Below are 3,811 nucleotides of genomic sequence, written 5' to 3' on the forward strand. Positions count from 1 at the left end.
GCCCTTGTGCGTGCTGCCGGCCCTTGTGCGTGCTGCCGGGGAGCGTGGTGATGGTGATGTCTTTGATGTGTGCGGTAGTGCCTTCGATGGAGGGGTTGGCGTCGTAGAGCTTGGGGTCGATGCCTGGGTTCATATAAATGCCGAACAGCAGGCTCTTGCCGTGGAGGTACTGGCCGAAGCCGTCCATCCCTGAGGGGAACTTGGTGAGGTTAGTTTTGGGGATGCCGTGCTCGTCGTAGCCCTCGGCCCATCCGGCGTCGAGATTGATATAGCGATAGCCGTAGTCGGGGAGCTTGGCGGCTAAAAGCGCGTCGACCTGGGCCTTCACGGTTTCTTCGGAGACTCTGCCGCGGAGGAAGGACCAGCTGCTCCAGCCCATGTAGGGGCGTTCGGCGACCTTCGACTGCGATTTGGTTTGCGCGGAGGCCGAGAGGGACGCAAGGAGGACGATGGTCAGGAGTGAACGCATGTCCGGAATAATAGCGGCTTTTGGATATGAAAGAGAACGTTGATAAGTGAAAATTTAGGTTGCCCTTTTCGCTGCCGCCCAACGTTTCTTTTGGGCCGCGGCAATTTTGGCACGGGCCTCTGGACTCACGATACGTTTTTTCGCTGTTGCTTAGGAGAGGGCGTTCTGCCGGTCGGCGCCTTGACTGAGGTAAGCATGGCGCGTGCCTGTTCGAGCTTGCTGATCTGGTCATCGATTGCGGAGAGGATCAGTTGAATGTTCATTCCCAACAGCGTACTTGAAAAGTGCGCCGCTTTAGAGAACATGTTGCTGCACCAGATGGGTTCTATGAATCCTAGAACGTCCACGGATGGATTAATGGAATGCCTGCGGCTTTGAAGGGGGACGTGTTTCGTGTCGCTAGAGTGAATCCACGTTGCATAGCGATCGCCGCGAAAAGAGCGTGTCGTATGAGGGGGAAGAGAAGAGTCTTACCGGAGGGCCTGCACAGATTGCAGAGATCCAGCGGCTCTGCAAAAAGTACTCCACGGTTTAGCTTGGGTATCGCATTCAGAAATGCGGTCAGGCCGATTCCTGATGCACCAGTTCGCCTGCCAGCCATACATCATGGATAGCAATTTCACCTGTCCAGCGGAAACAAATGAGGTCCGCACGTACTCCTTCCTGGAGCAGTCCTCGTCCACAGGCAAAGCGTCCGGGATTCGCGGTAGCCATGGAGAGCACTTCGGAAAGTGAACGGCCCGTCATTCGGACAGCCTTGCCAATACAGTGGACAAGCGGGATTGCAGCGCCTGCCAGAGTCGTTGTTCCTTCCATTGAATCTGCTCAGGGGAGGCATGGGTATGGCCAATTGCTACGTGGACCCCTCGTGAAACGAGTGCGGAGATGTACTCATCTGACCGGTCAAAATGCGGTGAAAGAGTGACGAGCCCAACGAGCCCTCCGCTTGCCGCCTGCCAGCGCTCGAACTCAGCGAGTGATGGAGGACGAACAAACTCCCTGGAGTGTGCGCCTCTATATCCGTCGACCGGCGAGATATGGGGACCTTCGACATGAATAAACGGTATGCACGCGGCGGAACGCGAATCACGTTTGCGTGCGTCCGCGATTGCGCGTAGATTGCGAAGAATCGTGGCTTCAGGCGCAGTAATGATAGTTGGCGCAAAACAGGTGACGCCCGTAGCAAGCATCGCTTGTACCAGGTCGATAACAGTGTTTGGAATGACATCTTCGCCATTGACATCGAAACCTGCATAGCCATTTACCTGCAGATCAATCAAGCCTGYGGAAATCCAGAGGTCAGTGGTCTGCTCACACTCTTCAATGGAAGCAATTGTTCCATCTTCTATCAGCACTCGGATGCATTGACCGGTGCCGGGATCACGGCCGAGGATAGGTGTTCCGCTCAAAGCGTCTTCTCCCACGAAGTTTATCGATCAAGCCGGGCACTTGAATCGCGATCGAGATATACAGCGCAGCGCGGATGCGTTCGCAGCGCAGTCGCTGGGCATTCACCACTGATGGGATATTCAACCATAGCCTGAACAGCCGCGCTTTTATTCGATCCCGGAACGCAACAGAAGAGCCTCTGTCCACTTAGCAGCGTTGGCACCGTCAGCGAGACCGCTGTGCGGGGTACTTCATCGAGCGTTGCAAAGCAAGCGTCGTCCACTTGCTGTTGCCGGCAGACTTCGTCCAGCTCCACCACCTTCACTGCAAGTGGATCCTCTAGATCTGCAGGAGGGTCATTAAACGCAAGGTGTCCATTTGTCCCGACTCCGAGGAGAACAAAATCGACGGGGGCTTCGGCCAGCTTACGTGCGTATTCATGGCAGGCTGCCTCTGCGTCGTCTCCAGGCTCACTCAGATGGCAGGCGGCCAAAGGAACGTGGTTGAAAAAGGCTTCGCGCAACCAGTTGGCAAACCGCTGAGGAGCATTGGAGGGCAGCCCGATGTACTCGTCCATATGGAAGGCTGTGATGCGGTGCCAGTCGATACCTGGTTCGGCGATTAATGCAGACAACATCTCGCTCTGGCTGGGAGCGGCTGCCAGAACGATGCGAAGATGAGACTTCTTTTGAAGCCCGTCGCGAATCGCGGCTGCAATGTCGGCCGCCGCCTGCCGGCCCATCTCTGTGCGCGTGTTGGTAACGCGAATATCCATCAAGTTCCTCAGTGTAGTTGTATTCACGAAAGCAAGGTTCCCGGGTTATCGAAGTGGGCTATCGAAGTGGCAGGACGGTTTCCTCGACATCGGAGTCGAGGGTCATCAGCAAATTGTTAGAGTCTTCGCGTCGTTCAGGCGCTATAAAACCGAGCGCAAGGTAGGTGAGCAGCGCGGCAAACATTGGCGCTCCCACAGTGAAGGCATTCGCGAAGCGTGGACTTAGGGAGAGCCAGTTCTGCGGTGGAAACATTTTCAAAGCACCGAATGTCACGGCACCAGCAATCCAGCATCCGATYGCCGCGGCAGATCCGCTTCGGCGGAAGGGAAGCAATAGGCCGAGGAGAATCGGGATTGCAATCGGTCCACTCAAGGCACCATACCAAAGAATGACAATACCGACTACACCGCCAAAATGAGAGGCAAACAAGGCGAGCACCATGCTGAGTAAGAGGAACGAGAAGGTCACAATGCGACCCAGCAAAAGCTGCGGAGAGTCCTGCAACTTTGCTCGTTTGCCTCGGAGAACGGGAATGATATCTCGAACGATTACGGCTGACACTGCATTTGCATCGGATGACGTCATAGCCATGGTATGCGCAAATAGACCGGCAAGCACCAATCCAATCAGCCCAGAGGGAAGCAGCGTTTGGGTAAGCAGCCCGTAGGATTCCGAAGGATCCTGCAGGTGCGGAAAGATGAGCGGCGCTGCCCACATGGGAAAGAACAAAACCGGCGGCCATACCAGGTAAAGAAACGCTGAAAGCATCGCCGACCGTCGAGCATCAGCCGGCGTCGCTGAAGCAAGGAATCGCTGCGCCAGGCTCCAGGTTCCACCATTGTAGGAGAGCATGTTTACAAAGAAATATGTTGCTGCGAAGACGACCGTATACTCGCCGTGAAACGGCTTCACATGGTCCGGTGGCAACAGCTTCCACATGCGCCAAAGCGAGCTCACGCCGCCCAGCCTGATCATCACTGCCACCAGCATGGAGATGCCTGCGACCAGTTGAATCACGAATTGACTCAGGTCGGTAAGCGCGTCAGCCCAGAGGCCTCCCATTACGGAGTACACCACTGTGACACCGCCGGTCAGCAGGACTCCCCAGAGAAAAGGTACGCCGGCGAACACGTGCAGAAGGATTGCTGATGCACTCCACTTGGCGCCGACGTCAAAG

The 3,811-nt window shown here is 55.9% G+C and carries 4 protein-coding genes and 1 pseudogene; all 5 read right to left on the minus strand.

Annotated elements, in window-relative coordinates; all coding sequences use genetic code 11:
* A pseudogene (locus tag AB4043_RS21135) lies at positions 1-469 on the minus strand (hypothetical protein); the annotation flags it as partial.
* Between the two features lie 125 nt (positions 470-594).
* Positions 595-732 (minus strand): hypothetical protein, encoded by a 138-nt coding sequence (locus AB4043_RS21140; protein WP_442299524.1) that lies wholly within the window; start codon positions 730-732, stop codon positions 595-597.
* Between the two features lie 480 nt (positions 733-1,212).
* Positions 1,213-1,878, minus strand: a complete 666-nt coding sequence (locus AB4043_RS21145; protein ID WP_442307995.1) for a hypothetical protein — start codon at positions 1,876-1,878, stop codon at positions 1,213-1,215.
* 20 nt (positions 1,879-1,898) lie between these two features.
* Positions 1,899-2,633, minus strand: coding sequence for a glucosamine-6-phosphate deaminase (locus AB4043_RS21150; RefSeq protein WP_442307996.1), 735 nt, complete (start codon positions 2,631-2,633; stop codon positions 1,899-1,901).
* A gap of 58 nt (positions 2,634-2,691) precedes the next feature.
* Positions 2,692-3,811 (minus strand): sodium:solute symporter family transporter (locus AB4043_RS21155; protein WP_442307997.1); only part of this gene is annotated, 1,120 nt, incomplete at its 5' end.

Source organism: Terriglobus sp. YAF25 (assembly GCF_052113305.1).
GTDB lineage: Bacteria > Acidobacteriota > Terriglobia > Terriglobales > Acidobacteriaceae > Terriglobus.

What these genes read in the sequence shown, in the direction of transcription:
- AB4043_RS21140 (WP_442299524.1), bottom strand. Translation starts at nt 732, where the DNA reads ATGAACATTCAACTGATCCTCTCCGCAATCGATGACCAGATCAGCAAG.
- AB4043_RS21150 (WP_442307996.1), bottom strand. Translation starts at nt 2,633, where the DNA reads ATGGATATTCGCGTTACCAACACGCGCACAGAGATGGGCCGGCAGGCG.